The organism is Acidiphilium sp. JA12-A1, from assembly GCF_000724705.2.
GTDB classification, from domain to species: Bacteria; Pseudomonadota; Alphaproteobacteria; order Acetobacterales; family Acetobacteraceae; genus Acidiphilium; species Acidiphilium multivorum.
Window position 1 is genome coordinate 1 of sequence record NZ_JFHO01000208.1, and the last position, 281, is coordinate 281.

Consider the following 281-nt stretch of genomic DNA (forward strand, 5'->3'; position numbering starts at 1 on the left):
CGCCAAGGGGTTCGACGTCCTGCTCGCCTGCGCGCGCGATGCCGCCGCCCGCGCCCTGCCGCTCTCCTTCGTCCTCGCCGGCACCAGCGAGGACGATGCCGCGCTGATCGCCACCGGCCGCGTCCGCGTCACCGGCGCCTATGAGGAGGGCGAGGCCCAGGCCCTGCTGCGCGGCGCCGGCGCCGCCCTCGGCTTCCTGCCCTCGATCTGGCCGGAAACCTGGTGCTTCGCCCTCGGCGAGCTCTGGCGCGCCGGGCTCTACGTCCTCGGTTTCGACATCG

At 75.1% G+C, this 281-nt stretch carries 1 pseudogene; it reads left to right on the forward strand.

Annotation, left to right across the window (positions count from 1 at the left end):
• Positions 1-281: pseudogene (locus RT91_RS19315) on the forward strand (glycosyl transferase); the annotation flags it as partial.